This window comes from Cupriavidus sp. WGlv3 (genome assembly GCF_023952475.1).
Taxonomy (GTDB): Bacteria; Pseudomonadota; Gammaproteobacteria; order Burkholderiales; family Burkholderiaceae; genus Cupriavidus; species Cupriavidus phytorum.
Genome location: NZ_JALHRX010000012.1, coordinates 66,315 through 89,080, shown reverse-complemented (window position 1 = coordinate 89,080; position 22,766 = coordinate 66,315). Strand labels below are relative to the sequence as shown.

Below are 22,766 nucleotides of genomic sequence, written 5' to 3'. Positions count from 1 at the left end.
CCAGGTTTGACTGCGTTGGTTCAGTAGCTCAACTGCGCTTGAAACGGTATTCCGCGCTGCGGGCGTGGGCCTGCAGGCCTTCGCCATACGCCAGCTCGGCGGCGATCTGGCCCAGCATCTGCGCGCCGCCCTCGCTCACCTCGATCAGGCTGGAGCGCTTCTGGAAGTCATAGACGCCCAGCGGCGACGAGAAGCGCGCGGTGCGCGAGGTCGGCAGCACGTGGTTGGGGCCGGCGCAGTAGTCGCCCAGCGACTCGCTGGTATAGCGGCCGAGGAAGATGGCGCCGGCGTGGCGGATCTTCTCGCTCCACTGGCGCGGGTTCTCGGTCGAGATCTCGAGGTGTTCCGGCGCGATTGCGTTGGCGATCTCGCAGGCCTCTTCCATGTCGCGCACCTTGACCAGCGCACCGCGGCCGGAAATCGAAGCGGCGATCACGTCGCGGCGCGGCATGGTGCCAAGCTGGCGCTGGATGCTGGCGTCGACGCGGGCGATGTAGTCCGAGTCCGGGCACAGCAGGATCGACTGCGCCAGTTCGTCGTGCTCGGCCTGCGAGAACAGGTCCATCGCCACCCAGTCGGGGTCGGTGGTGCCGTCGCAGATCACCAGGATCTCAGACGGGCCGGCGATCATGTCGATGCCGACGGTGCCGAACACCCGGCGCTTGGCCGCGGCCACGTAGGCATTGCCCGGGCCGACGATCTTGTCGACCTGCGGCAGTGTCGCGGTGCCGTAGGCAAGCGCGCCGACCGCCTGGGCGCCGCCGATGGTGAACACGCGGTCGACGCCGGCGATCTGCGCCGCGGCCAGCACCAGTTCATTGCGCACGCCGCCGGGCGTGGGCACGACCATGATGATTTCCTTGACGCCCGCCACGCGCGCCGGAATCGCATTCATCAGCACCGACGACGGGTAGGCGGCCTTGCCGCCCGGCACATAGATGCCGACGCGGTCCAGCGGGGTCACCTTCTGGCCCAGCATGGTGCCGTCGGCCTCGGTGTATTCCCAGCTGTGGCTGCCGCATTCGATCTTCTGCTTCTCGTGGTAGGCGCGCACGCGCGCGGCGGCGGCCTCCAGCGCGGCGCGGCGCTTGGGCTCGAGGTCTTCGAGCGCGGCTTCGAGCTGCTGCTGCGACACCTCGAGCGCGCCCATCGACGCCGCCTCGACGCGGTCGAAGCGCCGGGTGTATTCCAGCACCGCGGCATCGCCGCGCGACTTCACGTCGGCCAGGATCTGCGCGGCGGCGCGATCGATGGCCTCGTCCTCGCCGGCCTCGAAGGCCAGCACCTGACGCAGTGCCTCGGCAAAGCCCGGCTCGCTGGAATCGAGCCGGCGGATCGGCAGGCTTTCCATTTCGGTTGGGTTCATGACTTCTGTTCCTGTCAGGCGGCGACCCGGCCTCAGGCCAGCGCCGCAGAAGCGCGTTCGAAGGCGTCGAGGATCGGTGCCAGCCGCTCGCGCTTGAGTTTGAGCGCGGCCTGGTTCACCACCAGCCGCGACGAGATCTGCACGATCTCTTCCACTTCCACAAGATTGTTGGCGCGCAGCGTGCTGCCGGTGCTGACCAGGTCGACGATGGCGTCGGACAGGCCCACCAGCGGGCCAAGCTCCATCGAACCGTACAGCTTGATCAGGTCGACGTGAACGCCCTTTTTCGCAAAATGCTCGCGCGCGGTCTGCACGTACTTGGTGGCCACGGCCAGGCGCGCGCCCTGGCGCACGGCCTTGGCGTAGTCAAATCCGGCCGGCACCGCCACCGACATGCGGCAGCGCGCGATGTTCAGGTCGATCGGCGCATACAGGCCGGCCATGCCGCTTTCCATCAGCACGTCCTTGCCGGCCACGCCGAAATCGGCCGCGCCGTACTGCACGTAGGTCGGCACGTCGGAGGCGCGCACGATCACCACGCGCACCGCCGGATCGGAAGTCGGCAGGATCAGCTTGCGCGAGGTCTCGGGATCCTCGGTGACGCGGATGCCGGCCGCTTCCAGCAGCGGCAGCGTCTCGGTGAAGATGCGGCCCTTGGACAAAGCCAGCGTCAGCTGGTTGGGCGATGCGTTGAAAGCGGGGCTCATCGGGCTTCAGTCCTTGGTGCTCAGGCAGTGCGGCGGATCTTCGCGCCCACTGCCGACAGCTTGTCTTCCATGCGGTCGTAGCCGCGGTCCAGGTGGTAAATGCGGTCGATCACGGTTTCGCCCTCGGCCACCAGGGCGGCGATCACCAGGCTGGCCGAGGCGCGCAGGTCGGTCGCCATCACGTTGGCGCCCGACAGCCGCGGCACGCCGTTGACCACCGCGGTGTTGCCTTCGACGGTGATGTCGGCGCCCAGGCGGTTCAGTTCCTGCACGTGCATGAAACGGTTTTCGAAGATGGTCTCGGTCACGCGCGCGGTGCCTTCGGCGACCGCGTTCAGGGCCATGAACTGGGCCTGCATGTCGGTCGGGAAGGCGGGGTATTCGGAGGTGCGGAAGCTCACCGCGCGGGCCCGGTGCGGCATCGCCAGGCGGATCCAGTCGGCGCCGGTCTCGATGCTGGCGCCGGCTTCGCGCAGCTTGTCGAGCACGGTGTCGAGGATCTCGGGCTGCACGCCGCGCAGCACCAGGTCGCCCAGCGTCGCGGCCGCGGCGCACAGGAAGGTCCCGGCCTCGATGCGGTCGGCGATGACGCTGTGGCTGGCGCCGTGCAGGCGCTCGACACCGTGCACCACCAGCCGGTCGGTGCCGATGCCGTCGATCTTCGCCCCCATCTTGACCAGCAGCTGGGCCAGGTCGGTCACCTCGGGCTCGCGCGCGGCGTTTTCCAGCACGGTTTCGCCCTCGGCCAGCGTCGCCGCCATCAGCAGGTTCTCGGTGCCGGTCACGGTGATCATGTCGGTGACCACGCGCGCGCCCTTCAGGCGCTTGGCGCGGGCATGGATAAAGCCATGCTCGATGGTGATCTCGGCGCCCATCGCCTGCAGGCCCTTGATGTGCTGGTCGACCGGGCGCGCGCCGATGCCGCAACCGCCCGGCAGCGACACACGGGCCTCGCCAAAGCGTGCCACCAGCGGACCCAGCACCAGGATCGAGGCGCGCATGGTCTTGACCAGCTCGTACGGGGCCTCGAGCACATTGACGTCGGCGCCGTTCAGGGTCACGCGCGCGCCGTCGAACTCGGCCTGCATCCCCATCAGGCGCAGCAGCTTGAGCGTGGTGCGCACGTCCTGCAGGTTGGGCACGTTGTCCAGCGCGACGGTGTCGGCCGTCAGCAGGCCCGCGCACAGGATCGGCAGGGCGGCGTTCTTGGCGCCCGAGACGCGGATTTCACCCTTGAGCGGGCCGTTGCCGTGAATCTGGAATTTGTCCATGTTCTATGGTTCGTTCCGGGCGCGCGCCCGGCATCATTGTTCTGGAGCCGCGCAGGCGCGCGGCGCATGGTGCGTTCTTGGTGCTCTACTTGCCTGCGTCCGCCTGCCACTCCGCGGGCGTCAGGGTCTTCATCGACAGCGCATGGATCTCGGCGCGCATGCGGTCGCCCAGCGCCGCGTAGACACGCTGGTGGCGCTGGATCAGCCGCTTGCCTTCGAATTCGTTGCTGACGATGGTGGCAAAGAAATGCTGGCCATCGCCCTCGACTTGCAGGTGTTCGCAGGGCAGTCCTTGGGCAATGTAGTCCCTGACTTGTTCCGGTGTAGGCAGCATGGGGTTCTCTTCAGCGTGATTCAGCTTGATTCAACAGGTGCCGGCCGCCGCTCAGTGGCGCAGCTTGTATCCGGACTTCAACAGGCGCAGCGCCAGCGCGGCCAGCACCACGAACGCCGATCCGACCACCGCCAGACTGAACAGCGGCGACACGTCCGAGACGCCGAAGAAGCCATAGCGGAAGCCGTCGATCATGTAGAAGAACGGATTGGCATGGGACACCGCCTGCCAGAAGGCCGGCAGCGAATGGATCGAATAGAACACGCCGGACAGGAAGGTCGCCGGCATGATCAGGAAGTTCTGGAACGCGGCGAGCTGGTCGAACTTCTCGGCCCAGATGCCGGCGATCAGGCCGAGCGTGCCCAGGATGCCCGCGCCCAGCAGCGCAAATACCAGGATCCAGCCGACGTTGGCGAAATGCAGGTTGGCGAACCAAGCCGTCACCAGCAGCACGCCCAGGCCGACGGTCAGGCCGCGGATCACCGAGGCCACCACGTAGGCGCCGAACATCTCCCAGTGGGACAACGGCGGCAGCAGCACGAACACCAGGTTGCCGGTGATCTTGGACTGGATCAGCGACGAGGAACTGTTGGCGAACGCGTTCTGCAGCACGCTCATCATCACCAGGCCGGGCACCAGGAAGGCGGTGTAGCTGATCTGGTCATAGACCTTGACCCGGTCTTCCAGCACATGGCCGAAGATCAGCAGGTACAGCACCGCGGTCAGCACCGGCGCGGCCACGGTCTGGAAGCTTACCTTCCAGAAGCGCAGCACTTCCTTGTACAGCAGCGTGCGGAAGCCCACCAGGCCGCCGACGGCCATCGGGCCGAGGCGGGTGTCGTCGAGGATTTCGATGTCGCCAGGCTGCTTCATGCCGCGGCCTCCATCGCCGGGTCGGGCAGCGCACCGGGCATATGCCCCTCGCGGCGCATGATCTGCACGAATACGTCCTCGAGGTCGGCCTTGTTGATTTCCATGTCTTCGATGTCACAGCCCGCTTCGCGGCAGGCGGCCAGGATCGGCTCGACCGCCTGGTAGCCCGACAGCCGCAGCCGCACCGCGCGCTCGCCGGGGTTGGCCGGCATGCGCAGCGGCTCCAGCGTGGCCGGCAGGCTGCCGCGCGCGAAGGTCAGCACCAGCTGCAGCCCGGCAAACTGCGTCAGCAGGTTGCTGGTGCGGTCCAGCGCCACCACTTCGCCGAACTTGAGCATGGCGATGCGGTCGCACAGGGCCTCGGCCTCTTCGAGGTAATGCGTGGTCAGGATGATGGTGTGCCCTTCGCGGTTCAGGCGCGAGATGAACTTCCACAGCGTTTGCCGCAGCTCAACATCGACGCCGGCGGTGGGCTCGTCGAGCACGATCACCGGCGGGCGGTGCACCAGCGCCTGTGCCACCAGCACGCGCCGCTTCATGCCGCCGGACAGCTGGCGCATATTGGCATCGGCTTTCCCGGTCAGGTCCAGGTTGGCCATGATTTCGTCGATCCAGTCGTCGTTGCGGGTCAGGCCGAAATAGCCGGACTGCAGCCGCAGCGTCTCGCGCACCGTGAAGAACGGATCGAACACCAGCTCCTGCGGCACCACGCCCAGCATACGCCGCGCCATCCGGTAATCGGCGACGACATCGTGCCCCAGCACACTGACGCGGCCGGAATCGGCCCGGTTCAGGCCGGCGAGGATAGAGATCAGCGTGGTCTTGCCGGCGCCGTTGGGCCCGAGCAGGCCGAAGAATTCGCCGCGTTCGACGGTGAAGCTGACGCCCTTGAGCGCCTGCAGGTTGCGGTAGCGCTTGCGAACGTCGTGGATTTCAATGGCTTTCATGGCCGATTGTTTGTGGCGGGTCCGGCTCTTTCGGCGCCGGCCGCCAGGAAATGGGGAGCAAAGCGTGCCCGGATATCCTGCTCCGGCATGGTTTGGGCCGGCGACAGGCGGGGGGATGGGCGAACAACCCGGAATTATAGGGGATGCGGGGTCGGTCCCGCTTGATCCCCGCCGGATCCGCCCCGGGGGCTCGGCGGCCGCGCCAGCGGTCGCCGCGGCATCGCGTGCGGCCGCCTGGCTGGCGACCGGCGATGCCGGATCAATGTCGGTGATGGTGTGCCGGTGGGATGGCGGCGGGCGCCAGGCCAAGCAGGCCGTCGACGCCGTACAGGCTGGCCAGTTGCGCCAGCTGCGCCGGCACGCCGCGTAGCACCAGCGCCTGGCCGCGCGCCACGGCGGCCCGGTGCCATGCCAGCAGCACGGCGACGGCTGAGGAGTCCACCTGCGCCAGGCCCGTGCAGTCCACTTCGACGTCTCCCTGCGCCACGCGTGCCAGCCCGTCGCGCAGCACCGCGGCGGCATTCTGGTTGGTCAGCGAGTTACCCGGCGAAAGCATGGCGTCAGTGGCCTGGATGCGGAAAGAAGAAAAGGGATTTGAAACGAAGACTCCCGCGCGGGGCGGGAGCCTGTGTCGCGAACGGCCATTGTAGTGCAACTTCGGCGCGCCGTGCTGCATCGCAGCGGCGCACCGCGAGCATGCTCCGTCAGCTCTTGGCGTTGGCGAGCTGGCGGTTGCGGTCCTGCAGCGTCTTGATCACGCCCTCGACGCCCTGCTGGCCGACGATGGTGTTGAAGCTGCCCTTGTAGGCCTCGGTCAGCCATGCGCCCAGCACGTTGATGTCATAGACCTTCCAGCCCTGCGCGGTCTTTTCCAGGCGGTAGTCCATCTGGATCGGCTCGCCCTTGTTGATGACCTGGGTGCGGATGGTGGCATCGGTATCGTCAGCGGTGCCGCGGTACGGGCGGTATTGCACGGTCTGGTCGCGGATCTGCGCGATGGCGCCGGCGTAGGTGCGGATCAGCAGGGTCTTGAATTCCTCGGTGATCTGCTTCTGCTGCTCCGGCGTGGCCTTGGACCAGTTGCGGCCCATGGCGATCTGCGTGGTCTTCTGGAAGTTGGCGTTCGGGATGATCTTCTGTTCGACCAGCGCGGTGATCTTGCCGATATTGCCGGCCTGCATGTCCTTGTCGGACTTCACGGTCGACATCACGTCATTGACCACGGCCTTGACCAGCCCGTCCGGGGTGGCCGTGTCCTGAGCCGATACCTGGGCCTGCGCGGTCCCCGCGAAGGCAACCGCCGTCAGGAGGGGGAGCAACAGTCGCTTGAGCATGTGAGATTTCCTTCTTTATCAAAGAGGTCGGGACCCGCAAGCCGGCGCTACATAGATGCCAGGAGACTGCGGATCCTTGCTGATTGGAACATAGCGGCGCCGCGCGCGTTGCCATCAAAAGCGCACCCGACGCCACCTACAAACAATTTGTTTCAGCGGTCACAGCGCATTCACAGCGGTCAGTGACGTCTTCTCCGCCTCAGCGGAAGCGAATACCCGGCAGGCCGCCCGGCAGCACCGGCGGCAGCGGCATGCTCTGACCCTCGGGCTGGGTCTCGCCGGCGGCACCCGGCTTGGGCGCCTCGGCGGCGGGTGCCGAAGCGCCCTCCGCTGCCGGAGCCGGTGCCGGCGCGGCACCCGCGTCAGTCGCGGCTGGCGGCGGCGCTGCCCCTTCGGCCTCGGCCTCGGCCTCGGCTTCGTCGTCGGCACCCGGCGGATTGCCGTCGTAGATCAGGTACTGGCGCCGCTGCAGGTAGGAATCACGCAGGAACGAGTACTTGTCCAGTGCCGCCTGCTCCAGCAGATTGCTGGCGCCCAGCAGCTGGGCGCGGCCGGCGACGATGCGCACCCCGACCAGCGAATTGCGCAGCGAAACCGGGTAGAAGTATGCCGACGGATCCGCCTGGCGGTCGACCAGCATGCCGGCGGTGTCGCGGAAGGTGCTCGGACCGAACAGGGGCAGCACCAGGTACGGGCCGGCCGGCACGCCCCACACGCCCAGCGTCTGGCCGAAGTCTTCCTTGTACTTGGGCAGGCCGGCCGGGGTCGCGATGTCGATCAGGCCGCCGATGCCCAGCACGGTGTTCATGGCCACGCGCATGGTGTCTTCGGCGGCGCGCGTCGGCTTGCCCTGCAGCAGGTTGTTCACCGCCGAATAGACGTCGCTGACATTGGAAAAGAAATTCTCCACCGCGCGCTGCACCGGCGTCGGCGTGTAGTCGGCATAGAGTTCCGCCACCGGGCGCAGGATGCCCTTGTCGAAGTCCTCATTGATCTTCGAGACTTCGCGGTTGAACGGCTCGAGCGGGTCTTTCGGATTCGCGGTGGGGCCGGTGGCGCAACCGGCAAGCGCCGCGGCGGCAGCAGCCATGGCCAAGAGGTTGCGGATGGGACGGGCGGCGTTCACTTGAGATCTCCGGCCGGGGCCGGCGCGCTGGCGCCGGTGGACGAGCCGCCGCCGGCATCGGCGGCCTTGTTGTACAGGAACTGCCCGATCAGGTTTTCGAGCACCACCGCGGACTGCGTCATGGTGATGCGCGCGCCGTTGGCCAGCATGGCGGTGTCGCCGCCGGCTTCCAGGCCGATGTACTGCTCGCCCAGCAGGCCCGAGGTCAGGATCTTGGCCGAGGTGTCCTTGGGAAACTGGTAGCGGGTCTCCAGGCTCATCTCGACGGTGGCCTGGTAGGTCTTGTCGTCGAAGCGGATCGCCGCGACCCGGCCGACCACCACGCCCGCGCTCTTGACCGGCGCGCGCGGCTTGAGCCCGCCGATATTGTCGAAGCGGGCCTGCACGCTATAGGTGTCCTGGAAGCTGAAGGCGCTCATGTTGCCCGCCTTGAGGGCCAGGAAGAGCAAGGCGACGAAGCCAGCCGCCACAAACAGCCCCACCCAGAAATCGAGTGTGTTCTTTTTCATTGGAATCTCTTTCTTCAACCCCGTAGTGTCTGTCGCTGCCGTCTTGTTATCGTAGCGCCCGCATTGTTGCGGCGGGCATCCGCCTCAGTTGCTGAACATCAGCGCCGTCAGCAGGAAATCCAGTCCCAGCACCGCCAGCGACGCGATCACCACGGTGCGGGTGGTCGCGCGCGAGACGCCTTCCGGCGTCGGCTTGGCCTCGAACCCCTGGTACAGCGCAATGAACGTCACCGCGATGCCAAAGATAAAGCTCTTGATCACGCCATTGAGCACGTCGGCGCGCACATCGACGCCGCCCTGCATCTGCGACCAGAAGGCACCGGCGTCGACGCCGATCAGTTGCACCCCGACCACGTAGCCGCCCAGGATGCCCACCGCGCTGAAGATCGCGGCCAGAACCGGCATGGCGATCACGCCCGCCCAGAAGCGCGGCGCGACCACGCGCTGCAGCGGGTTCACCGCCATCATTTCCATCGCGGTGAGCTGCTCGCCAGCCTTCATCAGCCCGATCTCGGCGGTCAGCGACGTGCCGGCGCGGCCGGCGAACAGCAGCGCGGTCACCACCGGGCCCAGTTCCCGCACCAGCGACAACGCCACCAGCAGCCCCAGCGCCTGTTCGGAGCCGTAGCGGTTGAGCGTGTAGTAGCCCTGCAGCCCGAGCACGAAGCCGACGAACAGGCCCGACACCGCGATGATCACCAGCGACAAGTTGCCGACAAAGAAGACCTGGTCGGTCACCAGCCGGAAGCGGCGCAGCAGCGCCGGCGACAGTGCCAGCACGGCCAGGAACATGCGCGTGGCGTGGCCCAGCCCGGCAATGCTGCGGCGCACGGCCGCGCCGATGGCGCTGAAGAAGCCCGTCAGGAAGCCGGTCATCGCGCCCCTCCGGCGAAATCCTCGGCCAGCGACGGTCCGGCATAGTGGAATGGCACCGGGCCGTCGGCCTCGGCGTGGACGAACTGGTGCACGAACGGATCGGTGGAGGCGCGCAGGGCCTCGGGCGTGCCTTCGGCGGCGATGCGCCCGTCGGCAATGAAATAGACGTAGTCGGCGATCTGGAAGGTCTCGTGCACGTCGTGCGAGACGATGATGGTGGTGGCGCCGAGCGCGTCGTTGAGGCTGCGGATCAGCCGCGCGGTCAGCCCCAGCGAGATCGGATCCAGGCCGGCGAAGGGCTCGTCATACATCAGCAGCGCCGGATCCAGCGCGATCGCGCGCGCCAGCGCCACGCGCCGCGCCATGCCGCCGGAGATCTGCGACGGCATCAGGTCGCGCGCGCCGCGCAGGCCGACCGCGTTGAGCTTCATCAGCACCAGGTCGCGGATCATCGACTCGGGCAGATCGGTGTGCTCGCGCAGCGGAAAGGCGACATTGTCGAACACCGACAGGTCGGTAAACAGTGCGCCGAACTGGAACAGCATGCCCATCTGGCGGCGCACGGCGTACAGGCCGGCGGTGTCGAGCTGGTGGATGTCCGTGCCGGCAAAGCGCACCGCCCCTGCCTGCGGCCGCACCTGGCCGCCGATCAGCCGCAGCACCGTGGTCTTGCCGCAGCCCGAACCGCCCATCACCGCGATCACCTTGCCGCGCGGGAATTGCATGGTCAGGCCGGACAGGATCGGCTTGCCGTGGTCCGCGTAGGCGAAATCCACTGCAGTCAGTTCGACAAGGTTTTGAGCAGAATCGGTCACGTTGGCACCGGTCGGGACAGGGGCGCATTATAAGGTGTACTACCTAGCCCTGCTGGTACCCGTGTGTCGCGCGCCACATGAAGCGCGCCTGTGGTGCCTCAGAATCCTCCTGACTGCGAGGCAATCTGGCCGGTTTCCGCTGGAAACCGGCCCGTGTCCCGCCACGCCGCAGTGCCGCTCAGGGCTCCTGCGCGATCGGCACGTCTTTCAGGATGACCTGCCATTGGATCGATTCCGAGCGGATCGCGGTGGCGAACGCCTCCGGCGAGTCGCGCAGCGGCGTCAGGCCGGCGGCCTGCAGGCGCGAGCGCACCTCGCGCTCGGCCATCACCCCGTCCAGCTCGCCCGCCAGCCGCGCGACGATGGCGCGCGGCGTCTTGGCCGGCGCCATCACGCCAAACCAGGCCGCCGCGGCGTAGCCGTCCTGCCCCGATTCCTGCAGCGTCGGCACCAGCGGTGCCAGCGGGGAACGCGCCACGCCGGTCACGCCGACCAGCCGCAGCCCGCCGTTCTTGACCTGGCTCTGGACTGCCGCGAACGAACAGAAGCAGGCGCTGATACGGCCGGCCAGCATCTCCTGCACCACCGCGGCCTCGCCCTTTCCCGTGACCAGCGGCACACCGCCGCGCAGGCCGCGCACCGCGTACTCGGCGTACAGGTGCGAAGGGCTGCCGGGCTGACCGTAGCCGTAGCTGTAGGAACCGGGACTCGACCTGACCGCGGTCATCCATTGCTCCGGCGTGCGCATCGGCAGCCGGGCGTCGATCACCAGGAACAGTGGCGTGGTGGCGACGCGCGCCACCGGCGTGAAATCGCGCACGACGTCGTAGGGCACCGGCTCCAGCCCCGGCTGGATCAGCATGTTGGCCTGGTGGAACAGCAGCGTATGGCCGTCGGAGCTGGCCTTGGCGACGACATCGCCGGCGATGGTGCCGGCGCTGCCCGGACGGTTATCGACCTCGACCGGCACGCCGAGCCGGGCCGACAGGTGCTCGGCCAGCATCCGCGCCACCGCGTCGGCGACGCCGCCGGCCGGGAACGGCACGATCAGGCGCATCGGACGATCCGGGAACGAGATACTGCGCGCAAGCGGCTGGGTGCCGGCATGCGCGGGCCTGGCTGGCACGGCGAACGCCAGCGTGGCGCATCCCAGGGCGACCAGGCACAGCACGGGCGGGAGCCAGCGCCGGGCAGCGGCCGCGGGCAGGCGCGGCGCGATTTTCGCTTTACCTCGCCAAAGCCGCGACAAGTTGCGCACTTCGGACATCGTTTTCCTCCGGCCCGTCTCCTGAGAAGACGGCAAACTGGTTCTGGGGAAAAAGGATTGGCGAGGCAGTTTCCGTTATTTGTTTTTGAAAATTGTAAGGACAATGTCCAGGCCGCCACAGGCACGTAAACCATAGCCGGGAGAACCCTGAAAGCCTTGCTGCGCCTTGCCAAATACGCCCCGGAGGGGCGCGGCGGGAGGCGTGGCTATAATCCGCCGATGACCAATTTCACCGTGCGGCCCATGGTCTTGTCCGACCTGCCGGCCGTGCTGGCGGTGCAGGCCAGCTGCTATACCGAAGTGCTGCTCGAAGGCGAGTCGGCGCTGGCCAGCCGGCTGGCGCTGTCGCCGGCCACCTGCTGGGTCGCGCACGGGCCCGCGCAGCGCGGTACCCTCGCCGCCTACCTGTTCACCCACGCCTGGCCCGAAGACAGCCTGCCGCCGCTGGACGGCGTGCTCGACGATGGCTGGCGCCCGCATACCGCGCCGGACACCCTGACCTGGTTCGTGCATGACATGGCCGTGGCCCCCGGCGGCCGCGGCGCCGGCCTGGCGCCGCGCCTGTACGCGGCGGCGCAGGCGGCCGCGCACGCCGCCGGGCTGCGGCGCTCGCGGCTGATCGCGGTGCAGTCCGCGGCGCCGTGGTGGCGCAGGCTTGGGTACGCCCCGGTGCCGGCGCAGACGGCGGCGCGGCATGCCGGCAAGCTGGCCGCATACGGCGCCAGCGCGGTGCTGATGGAGCGGACGCTGGCCGGCTGAACGCCGCAATCGCGCACACAAAAAAAGCCCGCCGGCTTGCGCAGGCGGGCTTTTTGTTGCGGCGCTGACGCCGGTCAGCGCGGCAGGTCGCTATGCCCCATCAGGAACGCATCGACCGAACGCGCGGCCTGGCGGCCTTCGCGGATCGCCCACACCACCAGCGACTGGCCGCGGCGCACGTCGCCGGCGGCGAACACCTTGGGCACGTTGGTGTGGTAGGCGCGCTCGCCTTCGGTCGGGGCCTTGGCGTTCTTGCGCGCGTCGGTGTCGACGCCGAAGGCTTCCAGCATCGAGCCCACCGGGTTGGTAAAGCCCATCGCCAGCAGCACCAGGTCGGCCGGCAGGATGAACTCGCTGCCTTCGACTTCCTGCATGCGGCCGTCCTTCCATTCGACCCGGCACGCCTTCAGCGCGGTGACCTTGCCGTTCTCGCCGATGAATTCCTTGGTGGCGACCGACCAGTCGCGCTCGCAGCCTTCGTCGTGCGACGACGAGGTGCGCAGCTTGATCGGCCAGTACGGCCACACCAGCGGCTTGTTCTCTTCTTCCGGCGGCTGCGGCAGCAGTTCGAACTGGGTCACCGAGGTGGCGCCGTGGCGGTTGGACGTGCCGACGCAGTCGGAGCCGGTATCGCCGCCGCCGATCACGATCACGTTCTTGCCCTCGGCGCGGATCTCGTTGACGCCGTCGCCAGCAACTTCCTTGTTCTGCGGGATCAGGAATTCCAGCGCGAAGTGGATGCCGGCCAGGTCGCGGCCCGGCACCGGCAGGTCGCGCGGCACTTCCGAGCCGCCCGCCAGCACCACGGCGTCGAACTGTTCCATCAGGGCCTGGGCCGAGATGGTTTCGCGCGCATAGTTCTTGATGCCGGCCGGCAGGTCGCCGTCGGTCACCATCACGCCGGCGCGGAAGGTCACGCCTTCGGCCTGCATCTGTTCGATGCGGCGATCGATCAGCGACTTCTCCATCTTGAAGTCGGGGATGCCGTAGCGCAGCAGGCCGCCGATGCGGTCGTTCTTCTCGAACACGGTCACGTCATGGCCGGCGCGTGCCAGCTGCTGCGCGGCGGCCATGCCGGCGGGGCCCGAGCCGACCACGGCGACGGTCTTGCCGGTCTTGTGGCGCGGCAGCTGCGGCTTGACCCAGCCCTCTTCCCAGGCCTTGTCGATGATGGCGTGCTCGAGCGACTTGATGCCCACCGGCAGCTCGTTGATGCCCAGCGTGCAGGCAGCCTCGCACGGTGCCGGGCAGATGCGGCCGGTAAATTCAGGGAAGTTGTTGGTCTGGTGCAGCACCTCGATCGCCGACTTCCAGTCCTGGCGGTACACCAGGTCGTTGAAGTCAGGGATGATGTTGTTGACCGGGCAGCCGTTGTTGCAGAACGGGATGCCGCAGTCCATGCAGCGCGCACCCTGGAGCTTCGCTTCGCTGTCGGACAGCGCGAACACGAATTCCTTGTAGTGCTTCACGCGCTTGACTACCGGTTCGTAGCCCTCATTCTGGCGCGGAAATTCGAGAAAGCCAGTCGCCTTACCCATGTTGCGTCCTTGGTCATGCTGCGCGGGACCGGCGGCGTCGCCGGCCCTGCGGTGGGGTCAGTATCTTGTCGGGACCGCGGCGGCTTGCCGCGGCCCTTCGCTACGTTGGTTTGCTGCGCTCGTCTCGCTCAGGCCGCGATGGCTTCGCGGTCGCTGTCACGGGCGGCCTGTTCCTTGGCGTACATCTCGCCCAGCGCGCGCTTGTACTCGGTCGGGAAGACCTTGACGAACTTGCGGCGTGCCGTGGTCCAGTCAGCCAGCAGCGCCTTGGCGCGCTCGGAACCGGTGTAGCGGAAGTGCTGCTCGATCAGGCTGCGCAGGATGGTTTCATCGAGCACGCGCTTGCCGTCGACCTTGTGCCACGAAGCCTGGGGCTGGCCCTTCTCCTGGTCGGCCGAGGCCAGCACCGCTTCCAGCGCCACCATCGAGGTGTTGCAGCGCTTGTCGAACAGGCCGTCCTCGTCGTAGACGTAGGCCACGCCGCCCGACATGCCGGCCGCGAAGTTGCGGCCGGTGCCGCCCAGCACCACCACCGTGCCGCCGGTCATGTACTCGCAACCATGGTCGCCGGTGCCTTCCACCACTGCCACGGCGCCCGAGTTGCGCACCGCGAAGCGCTCGCCGGCGACGCCGTTGAAGAACGCTTCACCGGCGATGGCACCGTACAGCACGGTATTGCCGACGATGATGTTGCGGGTCGGATCGCCGCGGAACTCGTGCGGGGCGCGCACGATCACGCGTCCGCCCGACAGGCCCTTGCCAACGTAGTCGTTGCCGTCGCCCACCAGGTCCAGCGTGATGCCGTGCGCCAGGAACGCGCCGAACGACTGGCCGGCGGTGCCTTGCAGCTGGATGTGGATGGTGTCGTCAGGCAGGCCCTCATGGCCGTACTGCTTGGCGACCACGCCGGACAGCATCGCGCCCACCGTACGGTTGACGTTCTTGACCGGCTGGATGAACGACACGCGTTCGCCCTTCTCGATCGCCGGACGAGCCTTGGCGATCAGCACGTGGTCCAGCGCCTTGCCGGCCTCGGCCGACAGGCCGTGGTCCTGCACGTCGGTGTGGTACAGCGGCACGTCCGCGCCCAGCTGCACCTGGTGGAAGATGCGGCTGAAGTCCAGGCCGCGCGCCTTCCAGTGCTCGATGCCAGCCTTGGTGTCGAGCAGGTCGGCGCGGCCGATCAGCTCGTCGAAGGTGCGGATGCCCAGCTGGGCCATGATCTCGCGGGCCTCTTCCGCAACGAAGAAGAAGAAGTTGACCACGTGTTCCGGCTTGCCCTGGAACTTCTTGCGCAGCTGCGGATCCTGCGTGGCCACGCCCACCGGGCAGGTGTTCAGGTGGCACTTGCGCATCATGATGCAGCCCTCGGCAACCAGCGGTGCCGTGGCGAAGCCGAATTCGTCGGCGCCCAGCAGCGCGCCGATGACGACGTCGCGGCCGGTCTTCATCTGGCCGTCGGCCTGCACGCGGATGCGGTTGCGCAGGCCGTTGAGCAGCAGCGTCTGCTGCGTTTCGGCCAGGCCCAGCTCCCACGGCGTGCCGGCGTGCTTGATCGACGACCACGGCGAGGCGCCGGTGCCGCCGTCATGGCCGGCGATCACGACGTGGTCGGCCTTGGCCTTCGACACACCAGCGGCCACGGTACCGACGCCCACTTCGGACACCAGCTTGACCGAGATATCCGACGACGGGTTGACGTTCTTCAGATCGTGGATCAGCTGTGCCAGATCCTCGATCGAGTAGATGTCGTGGTGCGGAGGCGGCGAGATCAGGCCCACGCCCGGCACCGAGTAACGCAGCTTGCCGATGTAGTCCGAGACCTTGTGGCCCGGCAGCTGGCCGCCTTCGCCCGGCTTGGCGCCCTGCGCCATCTTGATCTGGATCTGGTCGGCCGAGGCCAGGTATTCGGCGGTCACGCCGAAACGGCCCGACGCCACCTGCTTGATCTTCGAGCGCAGCGAGTCGCCGGCCTGCAGCTCCAGGTCCTTCTCGATCACGCCGTCGCCGAGCACGCCCTTGAGCGTATCGCCCTGCTTGATGGGGATGCCGCGCAGTTCGTTGCGGTAGCGTTTCTCGTCCTCGCCGCCTTCGCCGGTGTTGGACTTGCCGCCGATGCGGTTCATCGCCAGCGCCAGCGTGGTGTGGGCCTCGCTCGAGATCGAGCCGAGCGACATCGCGCCGGTGGCGAAGCGCTTGACGATTTCCTTGGCGGGCTCGACTTCTTCCAGCGGAATCGCCTTGGCCGGATCGACCTTGAACTCGAACAGGCCGCGCAGCGTCATGTGGCGCTTGCTCTGGTCGTTGATGATGTTGGCGTATTCCTTGTACGTCTGGTAGGCGCCCTTGCCGTCGTCGGCGCGCACCGAGTGCTGCAGCTTGGCGATCGAGTCCGGGGTCCACATGTGCTCTTCGCCGCGGATGCGGAAGGCGTACTCGCCGCCGGCGTCCAGCATGTTCTCGAGCACCGGGTTGTTGCCGAAGGCGTCCTTGTGCAGGCGCAGCGCTTCCTCGGCGACCTCGAAGATGCCGATGCCTTCGACGTTCGACGGCGTGCCGTGGAAGTACTTCTGCACCAGCTCGCGCGACAGGCCGATGGCTTCGAAGATCTGCGCGCCGGTGTACGACATGTAGGTCGAGATGCCCATCTTGGACATCACCTTGAACAGGCCCTTGCCGACCGCCTTGACGAAGTTCTTGACCGCCTTTTCCGGCGACAGGTCGCCCGACAGGCCGCTGGCCATGTCGGCCAGGGTTTCCATCGCCAGGTACGGGTGCACGGCTTCGGCGCCGTAGCCGGCCAGCAGCGCGAAGTGGTGCACTTCACGCGCGGTGCCGGTCTCGACCACCAGGCCGGTGGAGGTGCGCAGGCCCTTCTCCACCAGGTGGTGGTGGATCGCGGAGGTGGCCAGCAGCGCGGGGATGGCGACATGGTCGGCATCCACCGGGCGGTCGGTCACGATCAGGATGTTGTAGCCCGAACGCACCGCATCCACGGCTTCGGCGCACAGCGAGGCCAGGCGCGCTTCGATGCCTTCCTTGCCCCACGCGGTCGGGTAGCAGATGTTCAGTTCATACGAACGGAACTTGCCGCCGGTGTAGTGCTCGATGTTGCGGATCTTGGCGATGTCCTTGAAGTCCAGCACCGGCTGGGACACTTCGAGGCGCATCGGCGGGTTGATGTTGTTCAGCTCGAGCAGGTTCGGCTTCGGGCCGATGAACGACACCAGCGACATCACCATGTTCTCGCGGATCGGGTCGATCGGCGGGTTGGTGACCTGGGCGAACAGCTGCTTGAAGTAGTGGTACAGCGTCTTGTTCTTGGACGACAGGATCGCCAGCGGCGAGTCGTTGCCCATCGAGCCGGTGGCTTCCTCGCCGGCCAGCGCCATCGGCGCCATCAGGAACTTGACGTCTTCCTGGGTGTAGCCGAAGGCCTGCTGGCGGTCCAGCAGCTTGGCCACCGGCTTCTTCTCGGCGGCGACGTCTTCCGGCTTGGCGTCGATCTCGTCCAGCTTGATGCGGACAGCGTCGATCCAGCTCTTGTACGGCTTGGCGTTGGCCAGGTTGTCCTTCAGTTCCTTGTCGTCGATGATGCGGCCCTGCTCCATGTCGATCAGGAACATCTTGCCCGGCTGCAGGCGCCACTTCTCAACGATGCGCGACTCGGGGAACGGCAGCACGCCGGCTTCCGAGGCCAGCACCACGACGTCGTCCTCGGTCACGTAGAAACGTGCCGGGCGCAGGCCGTTGCGGTCCAGCGTGGCGCCGATCTGGCGGCCGTCGGTGAAGCAGATCGCGGCGGGGCCGTCCCACGGCTCCATCATGGCGGCGTGGTATTCGTAGAAGGCGCGACGGTTGTCGTCCATCAGCGTGTGCTGTTCCCAGGCTTCCGGGATCATCATCATCATCGCGTGGACGAGCGGGTAGCCGGCCATCGTCAGCAGTTCGAGGCAGTTGTCGAACGATGCCGTATCGGACTGGCCCGGGTAGATCAGCGGCCACAGCTTGGGCAGGTCATCGCCCAGCACCGGCGACGAGATCGCGCCGGTACGCGCGTTGATCCAGTTGACGTTGCCCTTGACCGTGTTGATTTCGCCGTTGTGGGCGACCATGCGGTACGGGTGGGCCAGTTCCCAGGCCGGGAAGGTGTTGGTCGAGAAGCGCTGGTGCACCAGCGCGAGGGCCGACACGGCGCGGGGATCCTGCAGGTCCAGGTAGTACTCGCCGACCTGGTTGGCCAGCAGCAGGCCCTTGTACACCACGGTACGGGCCGACATCGACGGCACGAAGTATTCCTTGCCGTGCTTGAGCTTGAGCGCCTGGATGGCGTGGCTGGCGGTCTTGCGGATCACGTAGAGCTTACGTTCCAGCGCGTCCGTGGTCATGATGTCGCGGCCGCGGCCGATGAAGATCTGGCGGATCACCGGCTCGGTCTTGCGCACCGTGGGGGACATCGGCATGGCGGCGTCGACCGGCACGTCGCGCCAGCCCAGCACGACCTGGCCTTCCAGGCGGACCGTGCGTTCCAGCTCCTGCTCGCAGGCCAGGCGCGAGGCGTGTTCCTTCGGCAGGAAGATCATGCCCACGCCGTATTCGCCGGCGGGCGGCAGGCTCACGCCCTGCGCGGCCATTTCTTCGCGGTAGAACTGGTCCGGGATCTGGATCAGGATGCCGGCACCGTCACCCATCAGCGGGTCGGCGCCGACCGCGCCGCGGTGGTCCAGGTTCTCCAGGATCTTCAGGCCCTGGGAAATGATCTCGTGCGACTTCTTGCCCTTGATATGCGCGACCATGCCGACGCCGCAGGCGTCATGCTCGTTGCTCGGGTCGTACATGCCTTGCGCCTGCGGACGCAGTGCGTGCAGGTCGAGGGCGGAGGAAGACTCGCTGATTTGCTCGCTGGTCTGCGCTTGGGCCGAAGGGTTCTTCATTTGGTCCACGGGCTGAATTCCGGTGAAGGCTGCGCGAACTGCTGGACTACCGGAACGGGGACCGCGCGCTTTCTGAAATCCACCCAAACCGGTGGACCGGCGGGAAGGGAAATGGGGACGAAGCTGTCAGCGGGCCGCAGCGGCGTACACAAGCGTGACGCGCCGCACAATGACTGTGGGTGGAGCAACTATATGGGAATCGCCTGCGGCTCGCAAAAAAATTAAATGGGGTCGCATTACATTAAATAACGCACCGTTTCGGTGAATAGTTTAAATGGGGACATATCACTTTTATGGCGCTTTCACCTCATTTTCACCCGAGATCCGCACCTTTTTGGGGCGCCCCTTCGGCAGCCGCTGAACCCGCCGCGTGCCCTGTCGCTCCAGTTGCGCCAGGAACGCCTCGTCTCCGAGGGGCCAGCCGCTATGCGCATGGGCGCGCAAGACGTCCAGAGTCTTGCCGGACAGGCCCTCGGCGCTAAGCATGCGGTAGTTCGATTGCCGCTCGAATGGGGTATTGCCCAATTCCCAGTAGGCGGCGTGGTCGCTGACAAAGGGGCTGGCCTCGATGCCGGCGTGATGGCGATAGCTGCTCCAGCGGTCGGCCTCGGGGATGTTGACCTCTCCCGCGCGCACCGCGTTGCCCTCGACGTAGAGCATGGCCGGCAGTAGCCACTGAGCCGGATCGAACACGGCCGAGCGGAAGCGCCCCTCCCACAAGGTACCGGTGCGCCCCGCCACGCGGTTGAAATAGCGCGCGTAGCGGCGCCCGACCGCCTGCATGGTCAGGCTAAGCGCGTCCTCACTTTTCGGCGTTGCCACCAGATGCACATGATTGGGCCGCAGCGCATAGGCGTGGACGGCGAGGTCGTGCTCGCGCGCGGCCATGCGCAGGCAATCGAGGTAATGCAGGTAGTCGTCGGTGCCGAGGAACACGGCTTGGCGATTGTTGCCGCGCTGCAACACCAGCGCGGGCAGTCCGGTGGGGGAAAAACGGGGAAGGCGGGCCATGACAGGGTCGTGCGGGCTGCAATGCCCGCATCATAGCCTGATCCGTCCCTAATTTTCAGGGGGCGGTGCCCTCGCTGACCGCAAAGATGCGGCGATGCTCGCGAATGGCGTAGCGGTCAGTCATGCCGGCAATGTAATGGGCGATCAGCCGCGACTGGTCGCCGCCATGGCTGGCCTGGTACTGAGGCGGCAGCAGGCGCGGATCGGACATGAAGGCCTGGAACAGGTCGCCGACGATGCGCTGGGCCTTGGCCGACATGCGCATCACCAGGTAATGCCGGTACAGGTGCCGGAACAGGAAGCGCTTGAGCGCTGCGGCTTCCTCATGGATCTGCGCACTGAAGCCGACCAGCGGGCCGGCGGCACGCACCGCGTCGATATTGCGCGGGTTGGCGTCGGCGATATTGCGGCTGGTGGTTTCGATCAGGTCGACGATCAGCGTGTTGATCATGCGCCGGACCGTTTCGTTGATGGCGCGCCGGCCGTTGATGCCGGGGAAGGCCTCGGCCACCTCGGCCCGGTGGCGGCCCCACATCGGCACCTCGTCGAGCTGCTCCAGCGTCAGCAGCCCGGAGCGCAGGCCATCGTCGATATCGTGGTTGTTGTAGGCAATCTCGTCGGCGAGGTTGGCCAGCTGGGCCTCCAGCGACGGTTGCGTGCCTTCCAGGAAGCGCCGGCCCAGCTCGCCCAGCCCCGACGCATTGACGCGCGAGCAATGCTTGAGGATGCCCTCGCGCGTCTCGAAGGTCAGGTTCAGCCCGTTGAAGCCGCCGTAGCGCTCTTCCAGCTCGTCCACCACCAGCAGGCTCTGCAGGTTGTGCTCGAAGCCGCCGTGGTTCTTCATGCACTGGTTCAGCGCGTCCTGGCCGGCGTGGCCGAAGGGCGTGTGGCCCAGGTCGTGCGCCAGCGAGATCGCCTCGACCAGGTCCTCGTTCAGGCGCAGGTTGCGCGCGATCGAACGAGCGATCTGCGCTACCTCCAGGCTGTGCGTCAGGCGCGTGCGGAACAGGTCGCCCTCATGGTTGACGAAGACCTGGGTCTTGTACTCGAGCCGCCGGAACGCCGTGCTGTGGATTACGCGGTCGCGGTCGCGCTGGAATTCGCTGCGCGACAGCGACGCGGGTTCGGCGTGCACGCGCCCGCGCGTCTGGGCGGAGCGGGCGGCGTACGGGGCGAGGTGGCTTTCAAAGTCGGTCATGCAGCGCGTCCGGTGGCTGGGTCGGGATGGCGAGGCATAACCGATCGGTCAGGCGACCGGTGCCTCGGTGGGAGGTTTCAGGACGGCGTGGGTCAGCGTCGCGCGCAGATCCGCGTCCGGCACGCTGGTGATGAAGGCCTCGCCGAGCTTCTTCAGCAGGATGAACTTGATGCTGCCGGCCTCGGCCTTCTTGTCGACCTTCATCAGTTCGATATAGCGGTCGGCGCCCAGTTCCGGCGCCACCACCGGCAGCATCGCCGCCTGCGTCAGCGTGCGCACGCGCGCCAGCGTCTCGATATCGATAAAGCCCAGCCGGTGCGACAGGTCGGCGGCCATCACCATGCCGCAGCCCACGGCTTCGCCGTGCAGCCAGGCGCCGTAGCCCATGCCGGCCTCGATCGCGTGGCCAAAGGTATGGCCGAAATTGAGGATGGCACGCAGCCCGCCCTCGCGCTCGTCCTGCGCCACCACGCCCGCCTTGATCTCGCACGAGCGCTGCACGGCAACCGCCATCAGCTCCGGGTCGCAGGCATTCAGCGCCTGGATGTTGCGCTCGATCCAGCCGAAGTAATCGGCGTCGGCAATGGCGCCGTGCTTGATCACTTCGGCCATGCCGGCGGCCAGTTCGCGCGGGGGCAGCGTGCGCAGCGTGTCGATGTCGGCGATCACCGCGTTGGGCTGGTGGAACGCGCCGATCATGTTCTTGCCCAGCGGGTGGTTGATGCCGGTCTTGCCGCCCACCGACGAATCGACCTGCGCCAGCAGCGTGGTCGGCATCTGGACGAAGGGCACGCCGCGCATGTAGCAGGCGGCGGCAAACCCGGTCATGTCGCCGACCACGCCGCCGCCCAGCGCCACCAGCGTGGTCTTGCGGTCGGCGCCGGCCTGCAGCAGCGCGTCGAAGATCCGGTTCAGCGTTTCCCAGTGCTTGAAGGCCTCGCCGTCGGGCAGCGTGACGATGCGCACGGTCTTGCCCAGCGCGGCCAGGGTGGCCTCGACGCGCGCCGCATAGAGCGGGCCGACGGTTTCATTGGTGACGATGACGGCGTGCTGGCCGCGCACGTGCGGGCGCAGCAGCTCGGCGTTGTCGAGCAGGCCGGTACCGATATGGATGGGGTAGCTGCGCTCGCCCAGGTCGACTTCAAGGGTAATCATGGATTGGGATCCTGCGCCGGCGGCTCACCATCGCCCGCGGGCGGGGACGCCGGCTGCGGGGGATCGATCCGGAAACCGGCCATTTCAAGTTGCATCAACACCATATTAGCAAGCTGCGCCACCGCGGGCTTGCCGGTTTCGATGATGAAGTCGGCGACTTCCCGGTACAGCGGATCGCGCTCGGCGTACAACGCCTCGAGCTTGCCCTTGGGATCCTCGGTCTGCAGCAGCGGCCGGTTGCGGTCGTGCCGGGTGCGCAGCCACAGGTCGTGCGGGCTGGCGCGCAGGTACACGACCGTGCCGCGGGCCTTCAGCACCTCGCGGTTCTCGGCGCGCAGCACCGCGCCGCCGCCGGTGGCCAGCACGATGCCCTGGCGCTGCGCCAGCTCGCGGATCATCGCGGCCTCGCGGTCGCGGAAGCCGGCCTCGCCCTCGAGTTCGAAGATCACCGGGATGCGCACGCCGCAGTGCGCCTCCAGCTCGTGGTCGGAATCGAAAAACGGATAGTGCAGGCGCCGCGCCACCGTGCGGCCCACGGTGGTCTTGCCGGCGCCCATCAGGCCGACGAAAAAGAGGTTGGGTCGATCGGATTCCGGGCGGTCGGCATCGGATCGTTCGGCTTCGAGCCGATCCGGCGCCTGGCGCTGCGCCGCCGGCCCTGTCGCTGAGGCTGTCACGGGACTGTGGTTCGGGAGCGCGGCATGTGGGCCGTCCTCCCCGGTTGGGAACTGCATCATCTTCTTATG

At 67.2% G+C, this 22,766-nt stretch carries 20 protein-coding genes; 1 reads left to right on the top strand and 19 read right to left on the bottom strand.

Going from position 1 to position 22,766, the window contains the following annotated elements; translation table 11 throughout:
* Window positions 1–28: 28 nt before the first annotated feature.
* The 13 genes from hisD to MKD38_RS19835 form a co-directional block, all read right to left on the bottom strand.
* Complete coding sequence (gene hisD / locus MKD38_RS19895; RefSeq protein WP_252679221.1) at window positions 29–1,366, bottom strand: histidinol dehydrogenase; 1,338 nt, start codon at window positions 1,364–1,366, stop codon at window positions 29–31.
* Between the two features lie 32 nt (window positions 1,367–1,398).
* Entirely contained in the window at window positions 1,399–2,073 is a 675-nt protein-coding gene (gene hisG / locus MKD38_RS19890) for an ATP phosphoribosyltransferase (RefSeq protein WP_062801929.1), read from the bottom strand.
* 20 nt (window positions 2,074–2,093) lie between these two features.
* A complete protein-coding gene (gene murA, locus MKD38_RS19885) occupies window positions 2,094–3,344 on the bottom strand; it encodes a UDP-N-acetylglucosamine 1-carboxyvinyltransferase (RefSeq protein WP_252679218.1) in 1,251 nt (416 codons plus the stop codon).
* Window positions 3,345–3,429: 85 nt separating this feature from the next.
* Entirely contained in the window at window positions 3,430–3,678 is a 249-nt protein-coding gene (locus tag MKD38_RS19880) for a BolA family protein (RefSeq protein ID WP_018004929.1), read from the bottom strand.
* 51 nt (window positions 3,679–3,729) lie between these two features.
* Window positions 3,730–4,551 (bottom strand): ABC transporter permease, encoded by an 822-nt coding sequence (locus tag MKD38_RS19875; protein WP_111521342.1) that lies wholly within the window; start codon window positions 4,549–4,551, stop codon window positions 3,730–3,732.
* A complete protein-coding gene (locus MKD38_RS19870; protein WP_252679210.1) occupies window positions 4,548–5,498 on the bottom strand; it encodes an ABC transporter ATP-binding protein in 951 nt (316 codons plus the stop codon). Before MKD38_RS19870 ends, MKD38_RS19875 begins: the two co-directional genes overlap by 4 nt.
* Before the next feature lie 259 nt (window positions 5,499–5,757).
* Window positions 5,758–6,174 (bottom strand): STAS domain-containing protein, encoded by a 417-nt coding sequence (locus MKD38_RS19865; RefSeq protein ID WP_501985978.1) that lies wholly within the window; start codon window positions 6,172–6,174, stop codon window positions 5,758–5,760.
* A gap of 28 nt (window positions 6,175–6,202) precedes the next feature.
* Window positions 6,203–6,832 carry an MlaC/ttg2D family ABC transporter substrate-binding protein gene (locus tag MKD38_RS19860; protein ID WP_252679204.1) on the bottom strand — a complete coding sequence of 210 codons (630 nt, stop codon included), beginning with the start codon at window positions 6,830–6,832 and terminating at the stop codon, window positions 6,203–6,205.
* Window positions 6,833–7,031: 199 nt separating this feature from the next.
* Entirely contained in the window at window positions 7,032–7,958 is a 927-nt protein-coding gene (locus tag MKD38_RS19855) for an MlaA family lipoprotein (RefSeq protein ID WP_371925721.1), read from the bottom strand.
* Window positions 7,955–8,467: an outer membrane lipid asymmetry maintenance protein MlaD gene (gene mlaD / locus MKD38_RS19850; RefSeq protein WP_116338052.1), complete on the bottom strand. Its 513-nt coding sequence runs from the start codon at window positions 8,465–8,467 to the stop codon at window positions 7,955–7,957. Before mlaD ends, MKD38_RS19855 begins: the two co-directional genes overlap by 4 nt.
* 84 nt (window positions 8,468–8,551) lie before the next feature.
* The gene (gene mlaE / locus MKD38_RS19845; RefSeq protein ID WP_252679449.1) at window positions 8,552–9,331 is read right to left on the bottom strand and encodes a lipid asymmetry maintenance ABC transporter permease subunit MlaE; all 780 of its coding nucleotides are present in this window, start codon (window positions 9,329–9,331) and stop codon (window positions 8,552–8,554) included.
* An 8-nt stretch (window positions 9,332–9,339) separates the two neighbouring features.
* The gene (locus tag MKD38_RS19840; RefSeq protein ID WP_115681305.1) at window positions 9,340–10,158 is read right to left on the bottom strand and encodes an ABC transporter ATP-binding protein; all 819 of its coding nucleotides are present in this window, start codon (window positions 10,156–10,158) and stop codon (window positions 9,340–9,342) included.
* 178 nt (window positions 10,159–10,336) lie between these two features.
* Window positions 10,337–11,425 carry a tripartite tricarboxylate transporter substrate binding protein gene (locus MKD38_RS19835; protein ID WP_252679202.1) on the bottom strand — a complete coding sequence of 363 codons (1,089 nt, stop codon included), beginning with the start codon at window positions 11,423–11,425 and terminating at the stop codon, window positions 10,337–10,339.
* 219 nt (window positions 11,426–11,644) lie between these two features.
* On the opposite strand from MKD38_RS19835, the gene MKD38_RS19830 reads away from it, so the two are divergent.
* Window positions 11,645–12,184 (top strand): GNAT family N-acetyltransferase, encoded by a 540-nt coding sequence (locus tag MKD38_RS19830; RefSeq protein ID WP_252679199.1) that lies wholly within the window; start codon window positions 11,645–11,647, stop codon window positions 12,182–12,184.
* 74 nt (window positions 12,185–12,258) lie between these two features.
* Here the strand turns inward: MKD38_RS19830 and MKD38_RS19825 are convergent, their stop codons facing one another.
* The 6 genes from MKD38_RS19825 to MKD38_RS19800 form a co-directional block, all read right to left on the bottom strand.
* Complete coding sequence (locus tag MKD38_RS19825) at window positions 12,259–13,722, bottom strand: glutamate synthase subunit beta (protein WP_252679191.1); 1,464 nt, start codon at window positions 13,720–13,722, stop codon at window positions 12,259–12,261.
* A gap of 128 nt (window positions 13,723–13,850) precedes the next feature.
* Complete coding sequence (locus tag MKD38_RS19820; RefSeq protein ID WP_371925720.1) at window positions 13,851–18,656, bottom strand: glutamate synthase-related protein; 4,806 nt, start codon at window positions 18,654–18,656, stop codon at window positions 13,851–13,853.
* 291 nt (window positions 18,657–18,947) lie between these two features.
* Window positions 18,948–19,667 carry a transposase gene (locus MKD38_RS19815; RefSeq protein WP_252679188.1) on the bottom strand — a complete coding sequence of 240 codons (720 nt, stop codon included), beginning with the start codon at window positions 19,665–19,667 and terminating at the stop codon, window positions 18,948–18,950.
* A 55-nt stretch (window positions 19,668–19,722) separates the two neighbouring features.
* Window positions 19,723–20,865, bottom strand: coding sequence for a deoxyguanosinetriphosphate triphosphohydrolase (locus MKD38_RS19810; RefSeq protein WP_252679173.1), 1,143 nt, complete (start codon window positions 20,863–20,865; stop codon window positions 19,723–19,725).
* Between the two features lie 48 nt (window positions 20,866–20,913).
* Entirely contained in the window at window positions 20,914–22,020 is a 1,107-nt protein-coding gene (aroB, locus tag MKD38_RS19805) for a 3-dehydroquinate synthase (RefSeq protein ID WP_252679159.1), read from the bottom strand.
* Entirely contained in the window at window positions 22,017–22,697 is a 681-nt protein-coding gene (locus MKD38_RS19800) for a shikimate kinase (RefSeq protein WP_371925719.1), read from the bottom strand. The genes aroB and MKD38_RS19800 overlap by 4 nt, the downstream gene beginning before the upstream one ends.
* Window positions 22,698–22,766: the final 69 nt, after the last annotated feature.

What these genes read in the sequence shown, in the direction of transcription:
- hisD (WP_252679221.1), bottom strand. Translation starts at nt 1,366, where the DNA reads ATGAACCCAACCGAAATGGAAAGCCTGCCGATCCGCCGGCTCGATTCC.
- hisG (WP_062801929.1), bottom strand. Translation starts at nt 2,073, where the DNA reads ATGAGCCCCGCTTTCAACGCATCGCCCAACCAGCTGACGCTGGCTTTG.
- murA (WP_252679218.1), bottom strand. Translation starts at nt 3,344, where the DNA reads ATGGACAAATTCCAGATTCACGGCAACGGCCCGCTCAAGGGTGAAATC.
- MKD38_RS19880 (WP_018004929.1), bottom strand. Translation starts at nt 3,678, where the DNA reads ATGCTGCCTACACCGGAACAAGTCAGGGACTACATTGCCCAAGGACTG.
- MKD38_RS19875 (WP_111521342.1), bottom strand. Translation starts at nt 4,551, where the DNA reads ATGAAGCAGCCTGGCGACATCGAAATCCTCGACGACACCCGCCTCGGC.
- MKD38_RS19870 (WP_252679210.1), bottom strand. Translation starts at nt 5,498, where the DNA reads ATGAAAGCCATTGAAATCCACGACGTTCGCAAGCGCTACCGCAACCTG.
- MKD38_RS19865 (WP_501985978.1), bottom strand. Translation starts at nt 6,174, where the DNA reads ATGCAGCACGGCGCGCCGAAGTTGCACTACAATGGCCGTTCGCGACAC.
- MKD38_RS19860 (WP_252679204.1), bottom strand. Translation starts at nt 6,832, where the DNA reads ATGCTCAAGCGACTGTTGCTCCCCCTCCTGACGGCGGTTGCCTTCGCG.
- mlaD (WP_116338052.1), bottom strand. Translation starts at nt 8,467, where the DNA reads ATGAAAAAGAACACACTCGATTTCTGGGTGGGGCTGTTTGTGGCGGCT.
- MKD38_RS19835 (WP_252679202.1), bottom strand. Translation starts at nt 11,425, where the DNA reads ATGTCCGAAGTGCGCAACTTGTCGCGGCTTTGGCGAGGTAAAGCGAAA.
- MKD38_RS19830 (WP_252679199.1), top strand. Translation starts at nt 11,645, where the DNA reads ATGACCAATTTCACCGTGCGGCCCATGGTCTTGTCCGACCTGCCGGCC.
- MKD38_RS19825 (WP_252679191.1), bottom strand. Translation starts at nt 13,722, where the DNA reads ATGGGTAAGGCGACTGGCTTTCTCGAATTTCCGCGCCAGAATGAGGGC.
- MKD38_RS19820 (WP_371925720.1), bottom strand. Translation starts at nt 18,656, where the DNA reads ATGAAGAACCCTTCGGCCCAAGCGCAGACCAGCGAGCAAATCAGCGAG.
- MKD38_RS19815 (WP_252679188.1), bottom strand. Translation starts at nt 19,667, where the DNA reads ATGGCCCGCCTTCCCCGTTTTTCCCCCACCGGACTGCCCGCGCTGGTG.
- MKD38_RS19810 (WP_252679173.1), bottom strand. Translation starts at nt 20,865, where the DNA reads ATGACCGACTTTGAAAGCCACCTCGCCCCGTACGCCGCCCGCTCCGCC.
- aroB (WP_252679159.1), bottom strand. Translation starts at nt 22,020, where the DNA reads ATGATTACCCTTGAAGTCGACCTGGGCGAGCGCAGCTACCCCATCCAT.